Annotated in this window: 19 protein-coding genes; 16 read left to right on the top strand and 3 right to left on the bottom strand. The window is 69.0% G+C overall.

Annotation, left to right across the window (positions count from 1 at the left end):
• Positions 1-96: 96 nt before the first annotated feature.
• Genes SM116_RS11875 through gcvP form a run of 3 tightly spaced genes read left to right on the top strand, consistent with a single transcriptional unit; the run spans position 97 to position 4,528 of the window.
• Entirely contained in the window at positions 97-1,257 is a 1,161-nt protein-coding gene (locus SM116_RS11875; RefSeq protein WP_320941193.1) for an aminomethyl transferase family protein, read from the top strand.
• The gene (gcvH, locus tag SM116_RS11870; protein WP_320941192.1) at positions 1,254-1,637 is read left to right on the top strand and encodes a glycine cleavage system protein GcvH; all 384 of its coding nucleotides are present in this window, start codon (positions 1,254-1,256) and stop codon (positions 1,635-1,637) included. The genes SM116_RS11875 and gcvH overlap by 4 nt, the downstream gene beginning before the upstream one ends.
• Positions 1,634-4,528, top strand: a complete 2,895-nt coding sequence (gcvP, locus tag SM116_RS11865; protein ID WP_320941191.1) for an aminomethyl-transferring glycine dehydrogenase — start codon at positions 1,634-1,636, stop codon at positions 4,526-4,528. The genes gcvH and gcvP overlap by 4 nt, the downstream gene beginning before the upstream one ends.
• 66 nt (positions 4,529-4,594) lie before the next feature.
• On the opposite strand, the gene SM116_RS11860 is transcribed toward gcvP, so the two are convergent.
• The gene (locus SM116_RS11860) at positions 4,595-5,395 is read right to left on the bottom strand and encodes a CPBP family intramembrane glutamic endopeptidase (protein ID WP_320941190.1); all 801 of its coding nucleotides are present in this window, start codon (positions 5,393-5,395) and stop codon (positions 4,595-4,597) included.
• 190 nt (positions 5,396-5,585) lie between these two features.
• Here SM116_RS11860 and SM116_RS11855 point away from each other — a divergent pair, with 190 nt between their 5' ends.
• From SM116_RS11855 to SM116_RS11845, 3 genes are all read left to right on the top strand, one after another.
• Entirely contained in the window at positions 5,586-7,364 is a 1,779-nt protein-coding gene (locus tag SM116_RS11855) for an ABC transporter family substrate-binding protein (RefSeq protein WP_320941189.1), read from the top strand.
• A gap of 128 nt (positions 7,365-7,492) precedes the next feature.
• Positions 7,493-9,028, top strand: coding sequence for an ABC transporter permease (locus SM116_RS11850; protein WP_320941188.1), 1,536 nt, complete (start codon positions 7,493-7,495; stop codon positions 9,026-9,028).
• A complete protein-coding gene (locus SM116_RS11845) occupies positions 9,028-10,056 on the top strand; it encodes an ABC transporter permease (RefSeq protein WP_320941187.1) in 1,029 nt (342 codons plus the stop codon). Before SM116_RS11850 ends, SM116_RS11845 begins: the two co-directional genes overlap by 1 nt.
• Positions 10,057-10,061: 5 nt before the next feature.
• Here SM116_RS11845 and SM116_RS11840 read toward each other — a convergent pair whose 3' ends face one another.
• Positions 10,062-10,664, bottom strand: coding sequence for a PH domain-containing protein (locus SM116_RS11840; protein WP_320941186.1), 603 nt, complete (start codon positions 10,662-10,664; stop codon positions 10,062-10,064).
• 71 nt (positions 10,665-10,735) lie between these two features.
• Between SM116_RS11840 and SM116_RS11835 the strand changes: the two genes are divergently transcribed.
• The 9 genes from SM116_RS11835 to ddaH all read left to right on the top strand — a co-directional run bounded on the left by SM116_RS11835 (position 10,736) and on the right by ddaH (position 19,801).
• Positions 10,736-12,514 (top strand): ABC transporter ATP-binding protein, encoded by a 1,779-nt coding sequence (locus SM116_RS11835; protein ID WP_320941185.1) that lies wholly within the window; start codon positions 10,736-10,738, stop codon positions 12,512-12,514.
• A gap of 71 nt (positions 12,515-12,585) precedes the next feature.
• Complete coding sequence (gene typA / locus SM116_RS11830) at positions 12,586-14,499, top strand: translational GTPase TypA (protein WP_320941184.1); 1,914 nt, start codon at positions 12,586-12,588, stop codon at positions 14,497-14,499.
• Positions 14,500-14,566: 67 nt separating this feature from the next.
• The gene (locus SM116_RS11825; protein WP_320941183.1) at positions 14,567-15,307 is read left to right on the top strand and encodes an AzlC family ABC transporter permease; all 741 of its coding nucleotides are present in this window, start codon (positions 14,567-14,569) and stop codon (positions 15,305-15,307) included.
• Positions 15,304-15,618 carry an AzlD domain-containing protein gene (locus SM116_RS11820; protein ID WP_320941182.1) on the top strand — a complete coding sequence of 105 codons (315 nt, stop codon included), beginning with the start codon at positions 15,304-15,306 and terminating at the stop codon, positions 15,616-15,618. The genes SM116_RS11825 and SM116_RS11820 overlap by 4 nt, the downstream gene beginning before the upstream one ends.
• Positions 15,619-15,669: 51 nt before the next feature.
• On the top strand, positions 15,670-16,068 hold the full coding sequence (locus tag SM116_RS11815; protein WP_320941181.1) for a DUF6113 family protein: 399 nt from the start codon (positions 15,670-15,672) through the stop codon (positions 16,066-16,068).
• Positions 16,069-16,078: 10 nt separating this feature from the next.
• Positions 16,079-16,399, top strand: coding sequence for a ferredoxin (gene fdxA / locus SM116_RS11810; RefSeq protein WP_179489533.1), 321 nt, complete (start codon positions 16,079-16,081; stop codon positions 16,397-16,399).
• 27 nt (positions 16,400-16,426) lie between these two features.
• A complete protein-coding gene (gene dapC / locus SM116_RS11805) occupies positions 16,427-17,545 on the top strand; it encodes a succinyldiaminopimelate transaminase (RefSeq protein WP_320941180.1) in 1,119 nt (372 codons plus the stop codon).
• Positions 17,546-17,710: 165 nt separating this feature from the next.
• Positions 17,711-19,009, top strand: coding sequence for a citrate synthase (locus SM116_RS11800; RefSeq protein ID WP_320941179.1), 1,299 nt, complete (start codon positions 17,711-17,713; stop codon positions 19,007-19,009).
• A 30-nt stretch (positions 19,010-19,039) separates the two neighbouring features.
• Positions 19,040-19,801 carry a dimethylargininase gene (gene ddaH, locus SM116_RS11795; protein WP_320941178.1) on the top strand — a complete coding sequence of 254 codons (762 nt, stop codon included), beginning with the start codon at positions 19,040-19,042 and terminating at the stop codon, positions 19,799-19,801.
• A 61-nt stretch (positions 19,802-19,862) separates the two neighbouring features.
• On the opposite strand, the gene SM116_RS11790 is transcribed toward ddaH, so the two are convergent.
• The gene (locus SM116_RS11790; protein WP_320941177.1) at positions 19,863-21,299 is read right to left on the bottom strand and encodes an MFS transporter; all 1,437 of its coding nucleotides are present in this window, start codon (positions 21,297-21,299) and stop codon (positions 19,863-19,865) included.
• Between the two features lie 158 nt (positions 21,300-21,457).
• On the opposite strand from SM116_RS11790, the gene SM116_RS11785 reads away from it, so the two are divergent.
• Entirely contained in the window at positions 21,458-22,027 is a 570-nt protein-coding gene (locus tag SM116_RS11785) for a TetR/AcrR family transcriptional regulator (RefSeq protein ID WP_320941176.1), read from the top strand.
• Positions 22,028-22,031: the final 4 nt, after the last annotated feature.

The following is a 22,031-nucleotide window of genomic DNA, read 5'->3' as shown; positions in this document are numbered from 1 at the left end:
AGCGCGTGCCCTGCACTCGCGAAGCTCTCAGGCCCATGACAGAGGGGGAGTTCTCAGCCGCCGACCGACGGCTGCCCACCCGCAACGGGAGAACTCATGACAGACCCCCGATACACCCCGCTCCGTGACCGCCACGAGGCTCTCGGTGCGTCCTTCACCGACTTCGGCGGCTGGTTGATGCCCGTCCGCTACGGCTCCGACCTCGCCGAGCACCGTGCCGTCCGCGAGGCCGCCGGACTGTTCGACATCTCGCATATGGCGGAGTTCTGGGTCCACGACGGCCGTGCCGCGGAATTTCTCGACTACGTGCTGGCGGGGCGCATCTCGGCCATGGCGATCGGCAAGGCGAAGTACTCGCTCGTCCTCGCGGACGACGGCACGATCATCGACGACGTCATCGTGTACCGCACCGGCGAGCAGTACTTCCTCGTGGTGTCCAACGCGGGCAATCGGGATGCCGTGGCAGCGGCGTTCGCGGCCGGTCTCGACGCGTGGAACGCCACCCCGACGGTCGTCGAGAACCCGATCCTCGGGGAGTCGCTGACGTTCGGCGCCGACGCGCCGATCATCGAGGATGCGACCGAGGACCTCTCGCTCATCGCCGTGCAGGGCCCCATCGCCGAGCAGATCGTTCGCGCGACCCCCGGGGTGCAGATCCCCGACCTCGACACCCTCGGCTACTACGCGTGGCGCGAGGGAACGTTCGACGGCGCGTGGCTGTTCGTCGCCCGCACCGGCTACACGGGCGAGGACGGCTTCGAGCTGCTCGTCGCGAACGAGGCCGCCGGCGCGCTGTGGGACGCGCTCCTCGCCACTGGCGAGCCGCTCGGGCTGGTGCCCGCCGGGCTCGCCGCACGTGACACGCTGCGCCTCGAGGCGGGCATGCCCCTCTACGGCCATGAGCTGTCGCGCGCGATCGTGCCCGCCCAGGCCGGCCTCGGCCGCGTCGTCGTCGACGCCAAGGAGGACTTCGTCGGCAAGGGCCACACGACGCCCGCGCCTCGCGCCACCGTCCTGGTCGGTCTCACGTCGGACGGCAAGCGCGCCGGCCGCGCCGGCTACAGCGTTCTTCTCGGCGACGACGTCGTCGGCGAGATCACGAGCGGGGCGCTGAGCCCCACTCTGGGCCACCCGATCGCGATGGCCTTCGTCACCCCCGCCGCGGCGGCGGAGGGCACTGTGCTCTCCATCGATGTCCGCGGCACCCGCATCCCCGCCACCGTCACCGCCCTGCCCTTCTACCGGAGGAACAAATGACCGATCTCGACGCCCTCAAGTACACCGCCGAGCACGAATGGGTCGCCCTCGACGGCGATGTCGCGACCATCGGCATCACGGACTACGCCGCGGAGCAGCTCGGTGACATCGTCTACGTCGACCTTCCCTCCGTGGGCTCCGCCGTCGGCGCCAACGACGTGTGCGGCGAGATCGAGTCGACCAAGTCGGTGGGCGAGCTGTACGCGCCGCTGTCCGGCGAGGTCCTCGAGGTCAACGGCGCCGTCGACGCCGACCCGTCGCTCGTGAACGCCGACGCGTTCGGCGAGGGCTGGCTCATCAAGGTGCGGGTCGACCCGGCCGCGGTCGAGGCCCTCCTCGACCGCGCTGCCTATGTCGCCCTCACGGAGGGGGCTGCATGACCGCCTTCACCGATCGCCACATCGGGACGGACGCCGCCGCGCAGCGCGCGATGCTCGAGGTCGTCGGCTACGACACGGTCGAGGCGCTCGTCGAGGCCGCCGTGCCGGCATCCATCCACGCGCAGCCGCGCGAGACGACGCACATCCCCCCGGCGGCGACCGAGGCCGAGGCGCTGGCAGAGCTGCGCGCGCTGGCCTCGCAGAACCGCACCGCGCGCCCCATGATCGGCCTCGGCTACTACGACACGATCACGCCCTCCGTGATCGCACGGAACGTGTTCGAGAACCCGTCCTGGTACACGGCGTACACGCCGTACCAGCCGGAGATCTCGCAGGGCCGCCTCGAGGCGCTGATCAACTTCCAGACGATGGTGACCGACCTCACCGGGCTGCAGACCGCCAACGCGTCGATGCTCGACGAATCGACCGCCGTCGTGGAGGGGATGCTCGCCGCCCGGCGCGTCTCGAAGTCCACCTCGGCGACCTTCGTCGTCGACACGGACGCCTTCCCGCAGACCAAGTCGCTGCTGCACGCGCGTGCGGCCGCGGTCGGCATCAGGATCGTCGAGGCCGACCTCGCGAACGGCGCGCCGTTCGCGAACTCGGTCGGCGAGCCTGTCGAGCCGTTCGGCGTGTTCGTGCAGTACCCGGGAGCGACCGGCCGCGTCTGGGATCCGTCGGGCGTCATCGACGCCGTCCACCGCGCAGGCGGGCTCGCGGTGGTCGCGGCGGATCTCCTCGCCCTCACGCTGCTGCGCTCGCCCGGCTCGCTCGGCGCGGACATCGCGGTGGGCACGACCCAGCGCTTCGGCGTCCCGCTCGGCTTCGGCGGCCCGCACGCCGGCTACATGGCGGTGCGCCAGGGCATCGAGCGACAGATGCCCGGCCGCCTCGTCGGCGTCTCGCAGGACGCCACCGGGCACCCGGCCTACCGGCTCTCCCTGCAGACCCGCGAGCAGCACATCCGTCGTGAGAAGGCGACCTCGAACATCTGCACCGCACAGGTGCTCCTGGCCGTCATGGCGTCGATGTACGCGGTCTACCACGGGCCGGACGGCCTGCGCGAGATCGCGACCGAGGTCGCGCGCAAGGCCGAGGCGCTCGCGGAGCGCTTGCGCTCCTACGACCTGCACCTCGTCGCCGACGCGTTCTTCGACACCATCCGCGTCGTCACGCCGGGTCCGTCCCGGCGGGTGATCGAGCGCGCGCGGTCGAAGGGCTTCCAGTTGCACTGGGTGGATGACGCGACCGTCGGCATCTCCGTCGACGAGACGACCACGGCCGACGACCTGGCGGCCGTCGCGTGGGCGTTGGGGCTGCCGGAGGCGGACGAGAACGACGTGCGCGACCTGGCCTACGCCGACGCGACGCCGCTGCGTGCGGTGTCCGCATCGCTGATGCGGGATGACGCGTACCTCGAGCATCCCGTCTTCAATACGCACCGCAGCGAGACGGCGATGATGCGCTACCTGAAGCAGCTCGCCGACCGTGACTACGCGCTCGACCGCGGCATGATCCCGCTCGGCTCGTGCACGATGAAGCTCAACGCGGCCACCGAGATGGCGGCGGTGTCGTGGCCGGAGTTCTCGCGCGTGCACCCCTTCGCGCCCGAGCAGGACGTGCACGGCTACCTGGCGATGATCGAGCAGCTCGAGTCGTGGCTGGCCGAGGTCACCGGGTACGACGCGGTCTCGCTGCAGCCGAACGCCGGCTCGCAGGGCGAGCTGGCGGGCCTGCTGGCCATCCGCGGCTACCACCACGCGAACGGCGACGCGCAGCGCACGTTGTGCCTCATCCCGTCGTCCGCGCACGGCACCAACGCGGCGTCCGCGGTCCTCGCGGGGATGCGGGTCGTGGTCGTCGCGTGCGACGACGCGGGCAACGTCGACCTCGACGACCTGCGCACGAAGATCACGGCGCACGCCGACGAGCTGGCCGCGCTCATGATCACCTACCCGTCCACGCACGGCGTGTACGAGCAGGATGTCGTCGACATCACCCAGGCCGTGCACGACGCCGGCGGCCAGGTGTACGTCGACGGCGCGAACCTGAATGCGCTCCTCGGCTACGCCCGCTTCGGCGACCTCGGCGGCGACGTGTCGCACCTGAACCTGCACAAGACGTTCGCCATCCCGCACGGCGGCGGCGGGCCGGGTGTAGGCCCGGTCGCGGCCAAGGCGCACCTCGCGCCCTATCTGCCGGCCCACAACCTCGCCCAGCGCGCCGATCACGCGGGTGGCTTCGTGTTCGAGGGCGGCCCGATCTCGGCCGCACCCTACGGCTCGGCCAGCATCCTCCCGATCTCGTGGGCGTACGTGCGCATGATGGGCGCCGCGGGGCTGAAGGATGCGACGTCCGCCGCCGTGCTCGCGGCGAACTACCTCGCCGCGCGTCTGCGCGAGCACTACCCGGTGCTCTACACGGGAGCCGGCGGACTCGTCGCCCACGAGTGCATCCTCGATCTGCGGCCCTTGAAGGACGACACCGGGGTGACGGTCGACGACGTGGCCAAGCGCCTCATCGACTACGGGTTCCACGCGCCGACGATGTCGTTCCCCGTCGCCGGGACGCTCATGGTCGAGCCGACGGAGTCGGAGGACCTCGCCGAGCTCGATCGCTTCGTCGACGCCATGATCGCCATCAAGGCGGAGGCCATCGCGGTGGGCGCGAGGGAGTGGCCGGCGGACGACAACCCCCTCGTCAACGCCCCGCACACCGCGGAGTCGATCGTCGCGGAGGAGTGGACGCACCCCTACTCCCGCGAGACGGCGGTCTACCCCGTGCACACGCTGGTGCGCACCAAATACTGGCCGCCGGTGCGCCGCATCGACAACGCGTGGGGAGACCGCAACCTCGTGTGCGCCTGCCCGCCGGTCGAGGCGTTCGCCTAGGCGGCATCCGGGGAACGGAGCGGGGTGGGATGCGTCGGCAGCCCGCCCCGTCCCGTCGACCGATCCCTACTTGTGCGGGACGAACACGCCCGGCCACAGCGCGGCCGCGAGGGGGTAGCCCACGAACGCGACGGTGTCGAGCAGTGTGTGGGCGATGACGAGAGGCATGACGCGTCCCCAGCGGCGGTAGCACCACGCGAACACCACGCCCATCACGAAGTTCCCGGCGATGGCGCCGGGGCCCTGGTACGAGTGGTACAGCCCGCGCAGGGCGGCCGAGAAGAAGATGATCCCCCAGGTGCCCCAGCCGAGCCGCGACAGCCGGTCCGTCAGGTAGGCGACGAAGATCACCTCTTCGGTCAGCCCCGCGCGCAGTGCGGACAGCAGCAGGAGCGGGACGGTCCACCAGGCGGCGCCGAGCGGGGATGCGACGACCGCCACGGTGAATCCCAGGATGCGTCCGACCGCATACAGGGCGAGTCCGGGGATGCCGATGACCGCCGCCAGCAGGAGGCCGCGCAGAAGGTCGCGCCCGAAGCGGCTGAAGTCGAGGCCGATGCGCCGCAGCGCATTCGTGCCCGGCTCCCAGAGCAGGTACACGACCAGCGCGACGATGGCCAGCGAGAAGAAGATATCCAGGAACTGGTAGAGAACGTCCCAGAAAGCGACCTTGTCACGGGAGGGATTCAGCTGTGTCTGCTGGTCACCGAGCGGCGTCGTCGCCAGCGCGGAGCGGATGAGCGAGAGCAGCGAGTAGACGGCAGATTGCCCGACGCTGATGGCGAGGACGAGGCAGATCTCCCAGATGACCCGAGGGCGGCTGAGCGGTTCGACCCGGGGAGGCGCGATGGCGGCTCCGTTCGACATGCGCACTCCTTGCGTCCATACACCTTCTGCGTTGTCAGATTGCCACACACCGCTCGAGTTGAGTTAAGGGTATGTAACGTTTTCGACACGCTCTTTGACCATCCGTCGGACGTTACCTAGTCTGTCCCTATCCGCGGCCGGGGCTGGGCACGATCCTGCACGGCCGCTAACCCCTTGCACAGGAGGAACATTGAAGAAGTCACGCCTGGGAGCAGTGGTCGCGGTTGCGGCCGCAGGTGCTCTCGCACTCGCGGGCTGCTCGTCCACGGGAGGCTCCGGCAACACTGCCAGCGCCGCACCGACGGGCGGCACGGTCCGCGTCGCGACGGTCAACGACATGACGTCGCTCAACCAGAACACACCTCAGGGAAACCTGGACACCAATGGCCAGATCTTTTACCTGACCGGGGGTTTCTTCAACTACCCGGATAACAACTTCAAGCTGGTCAAGAACACCGACTTCGGCACGTACACGAAGGTGTCCAACGACCCGCTCACGGTCAAGTACACCCTCAACAAGGACGCGAAGTGGTCGGACGGCCAGCCCATCACCGCCGATGACCTGGTCCTCGGCTGGGCGATCGGGTCGGGCTACTACGACTCGGCCACCTTCGACGCCGACGGCAACGTGACCAAGGGCACGCAGTACTTCGCCATCGCGGGTTCGACCGCGGGCGTCGACTCGACCGCCTTCCCGACCGTGGGCGACGACAATCGTTCGATCACCCTGAAGTACGGCACCCCGTACGTCGACTGGGAGCTCTTCAACCCGCTCGCACAGCCGGCGCACGTCGTCGCCAAGAAGGCGGGCCTGGCCAACGCTGCGGCGCTGACCAGCCTCCTGAAGGGGCTGCCGAAGGGCGACCCGGCCAACCCGGCCGCTCCGGACGCCACGCTCCAGAAGGCCGCGGCCTTCGTGAACACCGGCTACGACATCACGAGCTTCCCGACCGACAAGGACCTCCTCGTCTCGTCCGGCCCGTGGATGGTCACCGGCTGGACGCCCGGTCAGTCGGTCGAGCTGAAGCCGAACCCGGAGTACAAGGGTGCGCTGAAGCCGAAGATCGACTCGCTCGTTCTCCGCATCATCGGCGACTCGGCGGCTCAGGTCACGGCTCTCCAGAACGGTGAGGTCGACATCGCCTACCCGCAGGCATCCGCCGACACCAAGAAGTCCCTCGAGGGCGTCTCGGGCACGCAGGTCCTCACGGGCAACCAGGTCTCCTACGACCACCTCGACCTGAACTTCAAGTCGTCGGTGTTCAAGGGCCCGAAGGTTCGCCAGGCGTTCCTCCTGACGATCCCGCGCCAGCAGATCGTCGACGCGATCGTCAAGCCGATCAACCCGTCCGCCAAGCCGCTCGACTCGCAGATCTGGCTGCCGAACCAGGCCCAGTACGCGACGACGATCAAGCAGAACGGCTCTGACGCGTACAGCAAGGTCGACATCGCCAAGGCCAAGGAGCTCCTCGCGGGCGCCACGCCGAGCGTGAAGATCCTCTACAACACGAAGAACCCGAACCGCGTCGACGAGTTCCAGGCCATCCAGGCCTCGGCTGCTCAGGCCGGCTTCAAGGTGATCGACGGCGGTGACCCGAAGTGGTCGTCGCTGCTGCCCGCGGGCAACTACGACGCCTCGATCTTCGGTTGGATCAGCCCGGGTGTGGGCACCGCCCAGATCCCGCAGCTGTTCTCCTCGCAGGGTGGCGGCAACTACAACGGCTTCACCGCCGCGAACGACCAGGCGCTCGCCACGCAGACGACGCTCGACCCGAAGAAGCTCGACAGCCTCTCGATGGAGATCGACAAGATCGCCTTCACCGAGGGCTACGGCCTCCCGCTGTTCCAGGCGGCCGGTGTCTGGGGCGTCTCGGACAAGATCCAGGGAGTCAAGTACATGGGCAACCAGACCGGTCCGGTCTGGAACACGTGGGACTGGTCCGTCAAGACCAGCACCAGCTCCAAGTAAGTGACGATGCTCGGGGGTGGCGTCCGGATGGGCGCCACCCCCGACGCTCGCGTATTCTGTTCTGCTGACCGGTCTTCCTCGCGATCCGCGGTGGACCGCCGGCTCCCTGCCACAACTAGGAAGTCCCCTTGATCGGATTCGTCCTCCGCCGGATCGGCGTCTCGGTACTGATCCTCATCGCGGCCTCGTTCGTGATGTTCAACCTCGTCGCGATCTCCACAGACCCGCTCGAGGATCTCCGTCAGTCCTCGCTGCCCAACAAGCAGCAGCTCATCCAGGCCCGTATTCAACTCGCACACCTCGACGTGCCTGCACCCGTCCGCTGGGCAATGTGGCTCGGCGGCGTCGCGAAGTGCCTCATCCCGTTCGCCAATCAGTGCGATCTCGGCGTCTCGTTCCACGGTGCGCCCGTGACCCAGCTGCTGCCCACCGCCATGGGCTCCACCGTCCAGATGGTGACCGCCTCGCTCGTCCTGGCGATCCTGTTCGGTCTGATGACCGGCATCCTCTCCGCGATCCGCGAGAACAGCGGATTCGACTCCAGCTTCACCGTCATCAGCCTGTTCCTGTTCTCGCTGCCGTCCTTCCTCGCGGCCGCGATGCTGAAGAGCTTCGTCGCCATCGGCTACAACAACTTCCTGCAGGATCCCGTCATCCCTATCTGGGTGTCGCTCGTGATAGGCGTGGTGATGGGCGTCATCGTCCAAGCCGTCGTCGGCGGGGATGCCCGTCGTCGGCTGATCGCATTCGGCATCAACTTCGTCATCACGTCGGGTCTGCTGATCTACATGAGCGCATCGGGCTGGTTCCTGACCCCCGCGATCGGGCCCGTGGCGCTCCCGATCATCTCGATCGCGATGGCGGTCGGCCTCGTGGCGCTGCTCGCCGGGCTGCACCAGCGCAGGGCGCTCCTGACCGGCGGCATCGTCGCCGTCATCGGGATCATCACCTACTTCTCGATCCAGGGCCTGCTCGACCGGGCGACGCCGCTGCTCATCGTCGTCCTCGCGGTCGTGGCGATCGTCGTCGGACTGGCCGTCGGCTACTTCGTGGGCGGTGACGATCGCAAGCAGAACATGCGGATCGGCGCCATCCTCGCCTTCCTCATCTCGCTGCTCATCCTGATCGACCGCTTCATGCAGTCGTTCCCGGGCTACATGTACGACACGAACGGCCGCCCGGTCGCGACCGTCGGCTCGGGCACGCCGGGGTACGACCCCAACAACATGTGGCGCAGCGGGCTGGACGTGTTCTTCCATCTCGTGCTGCCGACGCTCTCGCTGCTCGCGATCTCGTTCGCCCAGTACACGCGCTATTCACGCGCCGGGATGATCGAGGTCATGGGGCAGGACTACGTGCGCACGGCGCGCGCGAAGGGAATGCCCGAGCGTGTCGTCGTCGTGCGGCACGCGTTCCGCAACGTGCTCATCCCGATCACGACGCTCGTGGCGACCGACCTCGGAGCGCTGCTCGGCGGCGCGATCATCACCGAGTACATCTTCGCCATCCCCGGCATGGGACAGCTGTTCCAGATGTCGCTCGGGCCAGGTGACATCTACCCGGTCATGGGCTACTTCCTGGTGATCGCCGTGATGGCCATCACGTTCAACTTCCTCGCCGACCTCAGCTATGCGGCGCTCGACCCGAGAGTGAGGGTCCGCTGATGACCGATTCCCTTCCCAGCCTCGTCGACGAGGTCGTCACCGAGAAGCCCGTCAGCCAGGGACGCCTCGTGCTGCGGCGCTTCCTGCGCCAGCGCGCCGGACTCATCGCCCTGATCGTGCTCGTGCTGGTTCTCATCCTGTCGGTGTCCTCGATCGGCGTCGGGCCGATCAAGGGGTGGTGGCCGTACAACTACTACACGCCGTCTCCCAAGATCGTGAACGGCGGAGCGCCGACCCTGCAGTGGTGGCCCTTCTCGCTCGGTCAGCATCCCTTCGGACAGGACCGCATCGGGCGCGACTACTTCGCGATGGTCATGCGCGGCATCCAGAACTCGTTCGTCGCCATGATCCTGATCACGACCTTCGCGGTCGTGACGGGCGTGGTCGTCGGCGCGATCGCGGGCTACTACCGCGGCTGGGTGGATGCGGTGCTCATGCGCATCACCGACGTGTTCATCGTGATCCCGGCCATCGTCATCGCGGCGGTCGTCGGCAACTGGGCCGGAGCGATCGGCGTCTGGGTCCTCGGCATCATGCTCGGGTTCTTCAGCTGGATGGTGATCGCACGTCTGACGCGCGGTGAGTTCCTGTCGCTGCGCGAGCGCGAGTTCGTCGAGGCGGCGCGCGTGGCGGGCGCCTCGGATGCGCGCATCATCTTCAAGCACATCCTGCCGAACGCGACCGGTGTGATCATCGTCTCCGGCTCGCTGCTGGCAGCGTCGGCGATCCTGCTCGAGGCGGCGATCTCGCTCCTCGGCTACGGCATCCGCTCTCCTGATGTGTCGCTCGGTCTGCTGATCGGCGCGAACCAGTCGGCGTTCACCGTCCGGCCGTGGCTGTTCTGGTGGCCGGCTCTGTTCATCGTCACCCTCGCGCTGTCCGTCAACATCTTCGGCGACGTGCTGCGTCAGGCGTTCGACCCGCGCAGCCGGCGCTTCTCGACCCGTCGCGTGAAGGACGGTCCTGACCAGCAGCCGCAGGACGTGGGCGGAGGGGCAGCCACCGAGGCGACCCTCGGTGGGATATGACCCCGTCAGGCGCGAAGCAACGCGGGAATGCTCGCCACAAGAAGGGCGGCGAGCACCGCGATGCTCATCCAGTGCACGCGGGTCGTGACACTCACCGACTCCGCCTGACCGATCGGCAGCGTGCCGGCATCCGCCATCGCGTGCAGCCGTCGGCGGACGATGGTGGCGGCGTCGCCCGAGTCGGTGCCGGGAGCGTCGGCCTTGCTGATGCTCCCGTCCACGACACGACCGGTGCGAGCCGCTCCGGACAGGTTCGGGCGGTACATCGCGCCGGGCGCGGGTGCCGCGGAGCCGCGGTAGCGGCGCTCGGGCGTGACGATCGTCATCGACCACTTGGTATCCACGTCGACGATCTTCGCCCACGGGATGACCACGGTGTGGAACTGGTTGACCAGCGTCACGCCGTCGTCCTCCACGATGATCGCCGGACGCCAGAACAGCTCCCAGATCAGCAGCGCGATCGTCGCGATCGGCACGAGTCCGAGCACGGCGCTGGGCCGTCCGGCCAGGAATGCGGCGACGACCGCGAGTCCCAGCACCGCCCAGCCCGCGATCGAGATGACCTTGTTCGTGTTCGATCGGTAGACCAGTCGCGAGCTCTCAACCACGAGTTCATCCTCCCATCGTCAGTGCGCGTGTTCGTGCCCACAGGCTCGCTCCGCGCGGAAGGAATCCGTTCATGACCACCCCCGCACCCACCACCCCTCGCACCGAGACCGGTCCCGTGCTCGAGGTGAAGGACCTCACCGTCGACTTCGCCGTCGACAACATCTGGGTTCCCGCGGCGAAGAACATCTCGTACTCGGTGGCACCGGGGGAGGTTCTCGCCATCGTCGGCGAGTCGGGCTCGGGCAAGAGCGTCAGCTCCATGGCGATCCTCGGACTGCTGCCGCAGAACGCGCGCGTCAAGGGGAGTGTCAAGCTCCGCAACCGCGAGCTGATCGGCCTCAAGCCGCGCGACATGACGCGCGTGCGCGGCAAGCAGATCTCGATGATCTTCCAGGAGCCGATGACGGCCCTGAACCCGGTCCTCACGGTCGGCTTCCAGATCATCGAGACCCTGCGGCAGCACTTCGGGATGTCGCCCTCCGAGGCGCGCGCGCGTGCGATCGAGCTGCTCAGCCTCGTCGAGCTGCCCGACCCCGAGAAGGCGTTCGCCTCCTACCCGCATCAGCTCTCCGGCGGTCAGCGTCAGCGCGCCATGATCGCGCAGTCCGTCGCGTGCGACCCCGTGCTGCTCATCGCGGACGAGCCGACCACGGCGCTCGACGTCACGGTGCAGGCGGAGATCCTGGAGCTCATGCGGTCGCTGCAGGAGCGCTTGGGAACCGCCGTCCTGCTCATCACCCATGACATGGGCGTCGTGGCGGACATGGGCGAACGCATCATCGTCATGCGCAACGGCGAGATCGTCGAGCGCGGCGACGTCAAGGACGTGTTCGCGAATCCGCAGCATCCCTACACCCGGGCGTTGCTCGATGCGGTGCCCCGTCTCGGAGAGGGCAGCGCCGAAAGCGAGGCGGTCGACATCACCGCCGCGCTGGCGGACGCCGAGTCCGCCGCGACGACGGCCGAAGCCCAGCGCGTCCTCGCCGAGTACGAGAAGTCTCTCGAGGCCCCGGTCGTGGTGCAGTTCTCCGACGTCGCGATCGAGTACCCGAAGCGTGGTCGGGTGCCGGCGTTCCGTGCGGCCGACCAGATCGACCTCACGATCCACGAGGGCGAGGTCGTCGGGCTCGTGGGCGAATCCGGGTCCGGAAAGACGACCCTCGGCCGCGCGACGGTCGGTCTGCTGCCGATCCACTCCGGTTCTCTCGTCGTCGACGGCGTCGACATCTCGAGGCCGACGCGCGAGGTCATCCACCACCTCCACAAGAGCGTCGGCATCGTCTTCCAGGACCCGTCGAGCTCGCTGAACCCCCGCATGACGATCGGGCAGTCTCTCGGCGAGCCGATCTTCCTCGCAGAGAAGGTCAAGGGCAACGCGCTCGAGAAGCGCGTGCGGGATCTGCTGGAGTCGGTGCGCCTGCCGCGTCAATACGCGTCCCGCTTCCCGCACGAGCTCTCGGGCGGTCAGAAGCAGCGTGTCGGAATCGCGCGCGCGCTCGCCCTGAACCCGCGGCTGCTCGTGGCCGACGAGCCGACGAGCGCCCTGGACGTGTCCGTGCAGGCGACCGTGCTGGAGCTGCTGCGCGAGCTGCAGCGCGAGCGCGGGTTCGCGTGCCTGTTCGTGACCCACGACCTCGCGGTCATCGACGTGCTGGCCGATCGCATCGCCGTGATGCGGCACGGCAAGCTCGTCGAGGTCGGGACGCGCGAGCAGATCCTTCGCTACCCCCAGGAGGCGTACACGCAGCGCCTGCTGGCCGCGGTGCCGGTGCCGGATCCGGAGATCCAGCACGCACGACGCGCGCTCCGGCTGGAGGCGCTCGGGCTCGTCTCCGACGACGACGAGTGAGGTCGTGCGCCTGACGGTAGGATGGAGGGTGGCCCGATTCCGGGCGCATCCCCCGATCTAAGGACACCGTCATGGCGCATGCCCTCCGCTCGGACCTCCGCAACGTCGCGATCGTCGCCCACGTCGACCACGGAAAGACGACGCTGGTCGACGCCATGCTGCGCCAGACCGGCTCGTTCGGCGAGCACGTCCACGTCGAAGAGCGTGCGATGGACTCGAACGATCTCGAGCGTGAGAAGGGCATCACGATCCTCGCCAAGAACACGGCGATCACCTACAACGGCGTGCACACCGATGTCCCGGTGACGATCAACGTGATCGACACGCCGGGCCACGCCGACTTCGGCGGCGAGGTCGAGCGCGGCCTGTCGATGGTGGACGGCGTCGTGCTTCTGGTCGACGCGAGCGAGGGCCCGCTGCCGCAGACGCGCTTCGTGCTGCGCAAGGCGCTCGAGGCGAAGCTGCCGGTCATCCTGCTCGTCAACAAGACCGACCGGCCGGATGCCCGGATCGCCGAGGTCGAGGAGGAGAGCCACGACCTGCTCCTGGGGCTCGCGTCCGACCTGCACGACGACGTCCCGGATCTCGACGTCGACGCGCTGCTCGACGTTCCCGTCGTCTACGCCAGCGGCCGGGCCGGCGCCGCATCCCGCAACCGCCCCGCCAACGGCGAACTGCCCGACAACGACGACCTCGAGCCCCTCTTCGAGGCGATCCTCGAGCACGTGCCCGCGCCGAGCTACGACGACGAGGCTCCGCTGCAGGCGTGGGTCACGAACCTCGACTCGAGCCCGTTCCTCGGCCGCCTCGCTCTGCTGCGCGTCTTCAACGGCACCCTGAAGAAGGGCCAGACGGTCGCGTGGGTGCGTCACGACGGGTCGCACTCGAACGCCCGCATCACCGAGCTCCTCAAGACCCGGGCGCTCGAGCGCTACCCGGCCGACAGCGCCGGACCGGGCGACATCGTCGCCATCGCAGGCTTCGAGGACATCACGATCGGCGAGACCATCGCCGACCCGGAGGATGTGCGCGCGCTGCCGGCGATCCACGTCGACGACCCCGCGATCTCGATGACGATCGGCACGAACACGTCGCCGCTCGTCGGCAAGGTCAAGGGCCACAAGGTGACCGCCCGCATGGTGAAGGACCGCCTCGACCGGGAGCTGATCGGCAACGTGTCGCTCAAGGTCGTCGACATCGGCCGTCCCGACGCCTGGGAGGTCCAGGGTCGCGGCGAGCTCGCGCTCGCCATCCTCGTCGAGAACATGCGCCGCGAGGGCTTCGAGCTGACGGTCGGCAAGCCGCAGGTCGTCACCAAGAAGGGCGAGGACGGCAAGGTCAAGGAGCCGTTCGAGCACCTGACGATCGACGCTCCGGAGGAGTACCTCGGCGCGATCACGCAGCTGCTCGCGGTGCGCAAGGGCCGCATGGAGACGATGGTCAACCACGGCACCGGCTGGGTGCGCATGGAGTTCATCGTCCCGTCCCGCGGACTCATCGGCTTCCGCACCGAGTTCCTCTCGGTCACGCGCGGCACCGGCATCGCCAACGCCATCTCGCACGGCTACGACGACTGGGCCGGGCACATCGTCGCCCGCCAGAACGGCTCGATCGTCGCCGACCGCGCGGGCGTGGTCACACCCTTCGCGATGATCGCGTTGCAGGAGCGCATGAGCTTCTTCGTGCAGCCGACCGAAGAGGTCTACGAGGGCATGGTCGTCGGCGAGAACACGCGCGCGGACGACATGGATGTGAACATCACCAAGGAGAAGAAGCTGACCAACATGCGTCAGTCCACCTCCGACACGTTCGAGTCGATGACCCCGCCGCGCCAGCTGTCGCTCGAGGAGAGCCTCGAGTTCGCCCGCGACGACGAATGCGTCGAGGTGACTCCGGAGAAGGTGCGCATCCGCAAGGTGGTCCTGGATGCGACCGAGCGCGGACGCGCCGCGTCTCGCCTGAAGCGTCAGGACGCCAACGCGTAACGACACGCGGCCACGGACGCGCGGGTGGCCCGCACGTCCGGTCCGCCTCCGTCGCTAGGCTCGTCCGGTGGCACCTCCTGACGACGACGCGCGCGTCGAGTCGCGTCGTGCCGCACGCGCCGGCATCGGCGTCGCGGTGGCGACGAGCGCGTACGGCGTGTCGTTCGGGGCACTGGCGACGGCATCCGGTCTGGATGTCTGGCAGACCTGCGTCCTCAGCCTCCTGATGTTCACCGGAGGGTCGCAGTTCGCGTTCATCGGCGTGTTCGGGGCCGGCGGCCTCGCCGCGCTGCCGTCCGCGATCGCGTCGGCGGCGATGCTCGGGGTGCGCAACGCGGCGTACGGGATGCGCATGGCTCCGATCGTCGGCACGACGTTCTGGCGCCGCGTCGCCGCTGTTCCGTTCACGATCGACGAGTCGACGGCGATCTCCCTCGCCCAGACGCGCTCGCACGCCCGGCGCGTCGGGTTCTGGGTCACGGGCATCGCGATCTACATCGGCTGGAATGCGACGACCCTCGTCGGCGCGCTGCTGGGCAACGTCGTGGGCGATCCGCGCGCGTACGGGCTGGATGCCGCGGCCGCCGCGGCGTTCCTCGCGCTGCTGTGGCCGCGGCTGCGCGGGAGGCAGCCCATCGCCGTCGGGGTCGCCGCGGCCGTGGTGGCGACGGTCCTCACGCCGGTCCTCATGCCCGGCGTGCCCGTGATCATCGCCGCGCTCGTCGCGATCGCGGTGGGCTGGTTCGGACGGGGCACTGCTTCCGTCGCCGAGCCCGACGACGTGCCCGAGCGAGAGGGACTGCCATGACGCTCTGGAACGCCGTGCTGCTCGCATCCATCGCCTGCGTCCTCTTGAAGACGGCGGGGTACCTGCTGCCGGCGAAGGTGCTCGAGGCGCCGCGTCCGGCACGCACCGCGGATCTTCTGACGGTCGCGCTGCTGGCCGCGCTCGTCGCGGTGCAGACGCTCGGTCAGGGGCAGGCCATCGTCGTCGACGCCCGCGTCCCGGCGGTGCTCGTCGCAGCCGGCCTGCTCATGCTGCGGGCGCCGTTCCTCGTCGTCGTGGCGGCGGCGGCCGTGGTGGCAGCGCTCCTCCGGCCGTGGGGCTGGGCGGCCTGAGGCGAGCATCGTGCGACGGGCGCCGTGCGACCCGAGTCCTAGACTTGCCGCGTGAGTTTCTCGTGGAGTCGCCTCGTCACCTGGATCGTCGCGCTCCTGGCGGGCGGTGTCTTCGGGATTGCGGGCACGATCGCTCACGCCTACCGTGTCGGCCCCGTGCCCGTCGGCCTGATCCTCGCCGTCATCGGCGCCGCCGCTCTGCTTCTCGCCGTGCGGCTGCTCACGCGAGACCGGTGGGCTGCACTGGCGTGCGGGTTCGGACTGTTCGCGGCGATCCTGGTGTTCTCGGGCACCGGCCCGGGCGGCTCGGTCATCGTGCCATCGGGCAAGCTCGACGAGCTGGCCGGAATCAACCTCGGACTCGTGTGGACGATCGCGGTTCCGGTCATGACCATCCTCGTCGTCGTGTGGCCGGACCGATCCCGTAATGGGGTCACCGCGGGCAACTAGACTGACAGACGTGACGTATGTGATCGCTCTTCCCTGCGTCGATGTGAAGGACCGTGCCTGCATCGACGAGTGTCCCGTGGACTGCATCTACGAGGGGGAGCGCTCGCTCTACATCCATCCGGATGAGTGCGTGGACTGCGGAGCCTGCGAGCCCGTGTGCCCCGTCGAAGCGATCTATTACGAGGACGACCTGCCCGACGAGTGGCAGGACTACTACAAGGCCAACGTCGAGTTCTTCGACGACATCGGCTCGCCCGGCGGCGCCGCGAAGGTGGGTGTCATCCACAAGGATCACCCGATCATCGCCGCCCTCCCGCCGCAGGCGCCGTGACGTTCCTCGAGACCCGGGCGCGCTGACATGGGCGTCGCCGATCTCGCCGACTACCCGTGGGATGCGGTCGCGCCCTACGCCGCCCGCGCCCGCAGCCACCCGGACGGCATCGTCGATCTGTCGATCGGATCACCCGTCGACCCGACGCCCGCCGTCGTCGTCGACGCTCTGACGGCGGCGACGGATGCACACGCGTACCCGCAGACCGTCGGCACCGCGGATCTGCGCGACGCGATCGTCGACTGGTACGCGCGCCGTCGGGGGGTCCCCGGGCTGACCCGCGAGCAGGTCGTCCCGACGATCGGCTCCAAGGAGCTCGTCGCGCTGCTGCCGCTGCTCCTCGGGCTCGGTCACGGTGACGTCGTCGTGCATCCGCGCGCCGCCTATCCGACATACGAGGTCGGCGCGCGCCTGGTCGGCGCCACCCCGTTCGCATCGGACGACCCGGGGCAGTGGCCGGAGGCGACGCGCCTGGTCTGGCTGAACTCGCCGGGCAACCCTGACGGACGGGTGCTGGAAGCCGACAGCCTCCGCTCGGCGGTCGACCGTGCTCGCGAGCTCGGTGCGGTCGTCGCCGGCGACGAGTGCTATGCCGAGCTGGGCTGGGATGCGCCGTGGGATCGGGAGCCGATCCCGTCGGTGCTCGACCCGCGGGTCGCGGGATCCGCGCTGGACGGCGTGCTCTCGGTCTACTCGCTCAGCAAGCAGTCCAACCTCGCCGGCTATCGCGCAGCATTCGTGGCGGGCGATGGCGCCATCGTCTCGCGCCTCGTCACGGCGCGGAAGCACCTCGGACTCATGGTGCCGGCTCCCGTGCAGGCCGCGATGGCGGCCGCGCTGCGCGACGACGCGCACGTCGCGCGGCAGCGCGAGCTGTACCGGAGACGGCGCGACGTGCTGAGGCCGGCGATCGAGGCGGCGGGCTTCCGGGTCGACCACAGCGAGGCGGGCCTCTACCTCTGGGCCACGGAGGGCCGCGACGCGTGGGAGAGCCTGGATCGGCTCGCGGGACTCGGCATCCTGGCCGGTCCCGGGCATTTCTACGGAACGCACTTCCCGCAGCACGTGCGCCTGTCGCTCACGGCGACGGATGAGCGGGTGGATGCCGCGGCTGCCCGTCTGCGCGCGTCTGCAGCCGTCGGCTGACCAGGTTCGTAGGGGTCCTCCATCCATACGTGCCATCCTTTGGTGGCGTTCAACGTAGTCGTGTGCGCGCATTAGGCTGTAAAAGGTTCGGCCATCTGCCGCATCCGCAGTTCCGGCATGACCGCCGGACGCACCCCCCACGACCAGAAATCGCAAGGAGGCGCCGTGACTGATGCGGCCACCCAGCCGGAGCTCGCGACTCTCACCATCGGCGAGACGACCGCCGAGCTGCCGATCCTGCGCGGCACAGAGGGGCACCCGAGCATCGATCTGTCGACGCTGACCCGGCAGACCGGCCTCACGGCCCTCGATTACGGTTTCGTGAACACCGCGGCGACCCGCTCGGCGATCACGTTCATCGACGGCGACCAAGGCATCCTGCGGTACCGCGGCTATCCCATCGAGCAGCTCGCGAAGAACAGCACGTACCTCGAGGTCGCGTGGCTCCTGATCTACGGAGAGCTCCCGACCGCCGACCAGCTCGCCGACTTCGACGAGCGCATCCGTCACCACACCCTGCTGCACGAAGACCTCAAGCGCTTCTTCTCGGCGCTCCCGCACACCGCGCACCCGATGTCCGTCCTCTCGTCGGCCGTCTCGGCGCTTTCGACCTATTACGAGAACGAGTCCGACCCGCACAACCCGGAGCACATCGAGCTCAACACCGTGCGGATGCTCGCGAAGCTTCCCGTGATCGCCGCGTACGCGCACAAGAAGAGCATCGGGCAGGCGTTCCTGTACCCGGACAACTCGCTGAGCTTCGTCGACAACTTCCTCAAGCTCAACTTCGGCGTCATGTCGGAGCCGTACGAGGTCAACCCGGTGATGTCCCGTGCGCTCGAGCGCCTGCTGATCCTCCACGAGGACCACGAGCAGAACGCGTCCACGTCCACGGTGCGCCTGGTCGGCTCCACGGGCGCCAACCAGTTCTCCTCGATCTCCGCCGGCATCAACGCCCTCTACGGGCCGCTGCACGGAGGCGCCAACGAGGCGGTCCTCGAGATGCTCGGACGCATCCGCGAATCCGGCGAGAGCGTCCAGCGCTTCGTCGAGCGCGTGAAGAACAAGGAGGACGGCGTCAAGCTCATGGGCTTCGGCCACCGGGTCTACAAGAACTACGACCCGCGCGCCAAGCTCGTCAAGGAGTCCGCGGACGAGGTGCTGGCCGAGCTCGGCATCAGCGACCCGTTGCTCGATCTCGCGAAGGAGCTCGAGGAGATCGCCCTCAACGACGACTACTTCCGCGAGCGTCGGCTCTACCCGAACGTGGACTTCTACACGGGTGTCATCTACAAGGCGATGGGCTTCCCGACCCGCATGTTCACGGTGCTCTTCGCGATCGGGCGCCTGCCCGGCTGGCTGGCGCAGTGGCGTGAGGCCGGCACCGACACGCACACGAAGATCGGCCGCCCGCAGCAGCTCTACACGGGCGCCGTACGCCGCGACTACCCGGGCACCGTCTGACGCCTGATCGGCCGCGGCTAGGCTGAAGGGATGCCACGACTCCTCGTACGTCGTCCGTCGCCGCGCCTCGCCGAGGGCGAGCTGACCCACATCGAACGGGTCCCGGTCGACGCCGATCTCGCGCGGGAGCAGTGGGAGCGGTACGTGGACGTCTATCGCGCGCGCGGGTGGGACGTCATCGACATCGCAGCCGCTGACGAGCATGCGGACGGCGTCTTCGTCGAGGATACGGTGGTCATGTTCGGCGACATCGCCGTGGTCACTCGCCCCGGCGCCGACTCGCGCCGTGGGGAGATCGACACGGTGCGCGAGGCGCTCGAGGATGCCGGCATCCCCTCCGTGCAGATCGCGCAGCCCGGAACCCTCGACGGCGGCGACGTCCTGAAGGTCGGGCGCACCGTGTACGTCGGCCGCACCCTGCGCACCAACGACGACGGCATCGAGCAGCTGCGCGCGCACCTCGCCCCGCGGGGGTGGGAGGTCGTCGCCGTGCCCGTCACCAAGGTGCTGCACCTCAAGAGCGGCGTCACCGCGCTGCCGGACGGCACGATCATCGGCTACGAACCGCTGGTCGACGATCCGGGCGTCTATCCGTCGTTCCTCGGCGTGCCCGAGGAGCACGGCACGGCGGTCGTCGTGCTCGACGATGCGACCGTGCTCATGTCGTCGGATGCGCCGGAGACCGCGCAGCTGTTCCGCGACCGCGGTCTCGAGGTGATCACGACGCCGATCTCGGAGTTCGAGAAGCTCGAGGGCTGCGTGACCTGTCTCTCGGTGCGCGTGCGCGCCTGAGCCTTCGCACACGAGCGCGCGCCCGGCGAGTCCCCGGGCGCGCGCTCGTGTGTGGGCCGGGTCAGGCGGCCTCGGCGTAGAGCTCGGCGGGCTCGACCTCGGCGGTGTCGTCCGTCACGGCCGCGTCCCGACGCGCGGGGCGCACGGCGAGCACGATGATCCCCGCGATGACCGCGGCGGCGGCGAGCGTCAGCCAGGCGACGGTGTAGCCGTCGAGGGCGGGAGCGCCGCCGGCCTTGACCGAGCCGAACACGACCGCCGTGGTGAAGGCCGACCCGATGGCCGAGCCGATCGTGCGGAGGTTGGCGTTGACGCCGGTCGCGATGCCTGTGCGGTCGGCCGGCACGCTCTCCACGATGATGCTGGCGGAGGACGCGTAAGCCAGGCCGATGCCGAGACCGAACAGGCCGCCGGCGATGGCGAGGGTGAACAGCGATGTGTGCGCGGTGATCGCGAACACGATGCCCCCGGCCATGAACAGCGCCCCGAGCGCCATCATGACCCGGAGCGGGATGACCCGGGCGATGACGCCTGTGGCGAATCCGACGCTCGACATGCCCACCAGGAGCGGCAGCAGCGCGAGCCCGGCGCCCTGGACGCCGAGTCCGAGACCCCAGCCCGACGCGACGGGCGTCTCGAGGAACTGCGGCAGGTAGCCCCAGAAGCCGAACGCCGCGGCGCCGATGAGCAGTCCGGCGGCGTTCACCGGCCAGATGGAGCGGCTCGCGACGAGTCGCAGGTCGACGAGCGGCTTGCGGGAGCGCAGTTCCGCGATGATCCACGCGGTGAAGAGCACAGCCGCGGCGGCGAACAGGCCGATCGTGAGCGGAGCGCTCCATCCCCAGCGCGCGCCCGAGCTGAGCGGCACGAGGAGGGCGACCAGCCAGCCGGACAGGAGGATCGCGGAGAGCACGTTGACGCGGCCCTGTGCGCGGGTGCCGGTGGCCGGCACGAGGACGAGGGTGAGCAGGATGCCGGCCACCGCTGTCACGAACGGTACGGAGAAGATCCCGCGCCAGCCGAGGAGCCCGGCGAGAGGGCCCGCGAGCACGCTGCCGGCGGCCCCGCCGATGCCGATGATGGCGCTGGTGGCGCCGATCGCGCCGGTGAGGCGCTCGCGCGGCATGACGTCGCGCAGCAGGCCGAAGGCGAGCGGGAACAGCGCGCCGCCGACGCCCTGCAGCACGCGGGCGAAGATCAGCACGCCGAGCGTCGGTGCGTACGAGGCGACGATGTCGCCGATGGCGACCACCGCGAGGACGACGAGGAATGTGTTGCGACGTCCGCGCAGGTCGCCGATGCGGCCGAGGAGTGGGGTGGCGACCGCGGCGGCGATGAGCCACGACGTGATCGTCCAGGATGCCGCATCCGCCGTCACGCCGAAGTCCGAGCTGATGAGCGGGATGACGGGGATGACGAGGTTCTGCAGCAGGGCGAGGGAGGCGACGCTGAGCGCGATCGCGAGGAACGCCGCACGGGTGGAGGTGGAAGTTGGCATGAAGGGCCTTCCCAGAGATGCGGATTCGGTGGATGAGGGGTAAAGTGAGGGTGTGTCTCCGATCGGAGGTGCCCTCCGGATAGACATTACCGGAGGGATCCTCCGGTTTGCAAGTCCCGTCATCGATCTTTTTCTCCACGAGTCGAAAGGTTCCCGGAATGCCGGTCGCAGAGCGCGTGTCCGCACTGGACGAGCGTCGCCCCAAGCGCGCGGATGCTGCACGCAACTTCGATGCCCTGGTTGCGGCGGGGCGCGAGGCTTTCGCCGAAGACGGCTCATCGGCATCGCTGGAGGACATCGCCCGCCGTGCGGGTGTCGGCATCGGAACCCTGTACCGCAACTTCCCGACGCGCGACGATCTCATCGAGACGCTGTATCTCGGCGAAGTCGATGCCCTCGCCCAGGCCGCCGACGAGGTGAGCGACCTGGAGCCGTGGGAGGCGCTGCGGGCGTGGCTCGACCGCTTCGTCACGTACGTCGGCACCAAGCACGCGCTCCTGGAGGGGCTCAACCGCCGGTCGTCGGTGCTCGTCGAATGCCGCTCGATCATGCTGTCTGCGGGGGAGCCGCTGCTCGTGCGCGCGCAGGAGGCGGGCGAGGTCATCCCCGACATCACGATCGGCGATGTGGTCAAGCTCGTCTCGGGCGTGGCGGCCGTCGCAGCCTTCGACGACGAGGCTCAGCGCGAGCGCGTGCTCAACCTCGCGATCAACGCGATCCGCCGGTAGGCGC

It is taken from the genome of Microbacterium rhizosphaerae (genome assembly GCF_034120055.1).
Lineage (GTDB): Bacteria > Actinomycetota > Actinomycetes > Actinomycetales > Microbacteriaceae > Microbacterium > Microbacterium rhizosphaerae.
The sequence above is the reverse complement of the archived record's forward strand: the minus strand, read 5'-3'. Positions and strand labels throughout refer to the sequence as shown.

Excerpts from the sequence above, each read along its gene's own strand:
- SM116_RS11845 (WP_320941187.1), top strand. The coding sequence starts at position 9,028 with ATGACCGATTCCCTTCCCAGCCTCGTCGACGAGGTCGTCACCGAGAAG.
- SM116_RS11875 (WP_320941193.1), top strand. The coding sequence starts at position 97 with ATGACAGACCCCCGATACACCCCGCTCCGTGACCGCCACGAGGCTCTC.
- gcvH (WP_320941192.1), top strand. The coding sequence starts at position 1,254 with ATGACCGATCTCGACGCCCTCAAGTACACCGCCGAGCACGAATGGGTC.
- dapC (WP_320941180.1), top strand. The coding sequence starts at position 16,427 with ATGGGCGTCGCCGATCTCGCCGACTACCCGTGGGATGCGGTCGCGCCC.
- gcvP (WP_320941191.1), top strand. The coding sequence starts at position 1,634 with ATGACCGCCTTCACCGATCGCCACATCGGGACGGACGCCGCCGCGCAG.
- SM116_RS11785 (WP_320941176.1), top strand. The coding sequence starts at position 21,458 with ATGCCGGTCGCAGAGCGCGTGTCCGCACTGGACGAGCGTCGCCCCAAG.
- SM116_RS11790 (WP_320941177.1), bottom strand. The coding sequence starts at position 21,299 with ATGCCAACTTCCACCTCCACCCGTGCGGCGTTCCTCGCGATCGCGCTC.
- SM116_RS11835 (WP_320941185.1), top strand. The coding sequence starts at position 10,736 with ATGACCACCCCCGCACCCACCACCCCTCGCACCGAGACCGGTCCCGTG.
- SM116_RS11860 (WP_320941190.1), bottom strand. The coding sequence starts at position 5,395 with ATGTCGAACGGAGCCGCCATCGCGCCTCCCCGGGTCGAACCGCTCAGC.
- typA (WP_320941184.1), top strand. The coding sequence starts at position 12,586 with ATGGCGCATGCCCTCCGCTCGGACCTCCGCAACGTCGCGATCGTCGCC.
- ddaH (WP_320941178.1), top strand. The coding sequence starts at position 19,040 with ATGCCACGACTCCTCGTACGTCGTCCGTCGCCGCGCCTCGCCGAGGGC.
- SM116_RS11820 (WP_320941182.1), top strand. The coding sequence starts at position 15,304 with ATGACGCTCTGGAACGCCGTGCTGCTCGCATCCATCGCCTGCGTCCTC.